At 60.4% G+C, this 2122-nt stretch carries 3 protein-coding genes; 2 read left to right on the top strand and 1 reads right to left on the bottom strand.

Going from position 1 to position 2122, the window contains the following annotated elements:
* On the top strand, positions 1 to 433 hold a 433-nt coding region (locus tag ACODTY_RS23875), incomplete at its 5' end, for a YihY/virulence factor BrkB family protein (RefSeq protein WP_488996659.1).
* A gap of 124 nt (positions 434 to 557) precedes the next feature.
* Positions 558 to 1190: a hypothetical protein gene (locus ACODTY_RS23870; protein WP_488996658.1), complete on the top strand. Its 633-nt coding sequence runs from the start codon at positions 558 to 560 to the stop codon at positions 1188 to 1190.
* 445 nt (positions 1191 to 1635) lie between these two features.
* On the opposite strand, the gene ACODTY_RS23865 is transcribed toward ACODTY_RS23870, so the two are convergent.
* Positions 1636 to 2122 (bottom strand): Fur family transcriptional regulator (locus ACODTY_RS23865; RefSeq protein ID WP_488996657.1); only part of this gene is annotated, 487 nt, incomplete at its 5' end.

The raw sequence follows: 2122 nt of genomic DNA, 5'->3' as shown, positions 1-2122 counted from the left end.
GCTGATCCTGGTCGCCCTGCTTTTCGGCGCGATCTTCAAGATCTTGCCCGATCGTACGCTCTCTTGGCGTGACGTGCGGTTCGGCGCCGCCGTGACCGCGGTTCTTTTCACGGTCGGTAAATCCCTTATTGGCTGGTACCTCGGAACGAGCGCGATCGCTTCGTCTTATGGCGCCGCGGGAAGCCTCGTCGTCCTGCTACTATGGGTGTTCTATTCCTCGGCGATATTCCTGTTCGGCGCTGAGGTCACGCGCGCTGTCGCCGTCCGACTCGGCAGCCGTCGCGATTTGATGCCCATGGAGAGCGGCGCACGGCATAAGGGCATCTCCAGGGTCGAATATTTGCCTATGCGCCCGCTCGTGACCATCGCATCGATCGCAGGAATCGCATCGCTTGCGACCTTGGCATCAACACCTCGGCGCCGTAGGCCGTAAAATGGAGGGCACTTTGCTCCGCCATGGAGCCCCGCGCTGCGGCTGGGACAGGTGCTGGCCTGTGATGTTGCGCTTCGTGATCCGGCGTGTTGCACCTCAATGGATAGAATACTTATTTAAGGGCATGCCCACGCGCGCGACGAATACGGCCGCTGAACTGGTCGAAGAATGGAAGCTCTCGTCGGCCGCCACGTTGGGATCGTCGGTCCGCACAAGAGGCATCTTTCTGGAAGTGCGTGCCCGCCTTCCGTCAGCGGCGAAGAAGTTCCTGCATGTCGACGCGCGGACCCTCGCTCTGCGAATGCCGGAAGGTTCCGAGGGCGATTTCCTCACGGCGTCGATGATCGTGGCAAAAGCCATGCAGGATATCGAAGGCCTGCCTGTCATTCCTCGCGAGATCGAGGACATCCTCGCCATCTCTGCGACCGAACGACATCGATGGCTCAACGACGGACGCCTGCGGAGTGCGGGAACGCGCACGGTGAAACTTCGTGGACGCGCCAGGAAGATTACGTTTCACGTTTTTGACCCTCGTCACGTCGAGGACGTCCTGGACCGCGACCTCGTTACACTGTGGCGCGACCAAGACGCGCTGACCGCAGCGGAAAACCGACGCAGAGCCGCCGGAAAGGCGGCCCTGACACGGTCGCGCAAGAAAGGCGGCACGGCAGAATTCGTCCATATCGACACTGACGAGGACCCACATCGGAAATTGCAGGGTTGGGAAGAATTCGAAGCCGACGGGTTTCTGCGATGATTCGGCGATAGCAGCAGATCCGGCAAAAGCCAGGTTTGCCCGGCGATATTCAGGCATCAGGTCGCTATCCTGCGGACCAATTTCGTAGGTGATTCCTTCAGCTGCGAAGGTGATTTGCGCCCCCCGAAAGCCTCCGCAACATGGCAGGCCCGAAAGATTATGCGGATTAGATAGGCAATATGGCTTGGCCCGCCCTCGTTCCAGTCCTCGTCGTAGAGCACGGCCAGTCGATTATCGTCCTACCAGTCGCGTCGATGCGACGGCGGCGGGGCTGAGCAGCTTCGACGATCGCGCTAGCGCCGCGTCTGTTTCGGCGAACTCCTGCGCGACGAACTCGTCAACGTTGGGTTCCCCATAGCGTGGACAATTCGCCCCACGGCGCCCACGGCCGCAACCGTCCCTGAAATGGCAGCTAAAGCCAAAGTCGTTTGAGAAGCCCTCCCGGTTAGGTTGAGCGCTTTTCCTGGCCGGCGGCTCCCATGCATCTGTTGCAAAGTACATTGATCTCGACGATGCCATCGGTGACGGTCAGATTGGCGCGGCCGGCCAGTTGGCTGATCTCCCGCTCGACGGCTCCGCCCTGAAGCTCGGTGACCTTCCCGCAACGACCGCAAATCGCCAGCACGGTCAGCAGGTGGCCATGCAGATGCAGATAGGGATGCGAACAAGGCACGAAGGCGTTGAGCTTCTCCACGCGGTGTATCGCGCCACTGGCGATCAGCTTCTCCGTCGCGCGGTATACCTGCACCGGTGACCGGAAGCCTGACGTCTGCAACTCCCGAAGAATCTCATAGGCGCCGACCGGCCTGTCCGCCCGCCGGATCGTCTCCAGCACCAGACGCTGATTCCTTGTCAGCCGACGCAAAGGCGATGGGCAAGCTCCACAGGTCGATGTAGCCATGTCATGTAATAACATATTTTTTAATTGACGT

The sequence above is a fragment of the Mesorhizobium sp. FG116 genome (assembly GCF_057809835.1).
The sequence above is the reverse complement of the archived record's forward strand: the minus strand, read 5'-3'. Positions and strand labels throughout refer to the sequence as shown.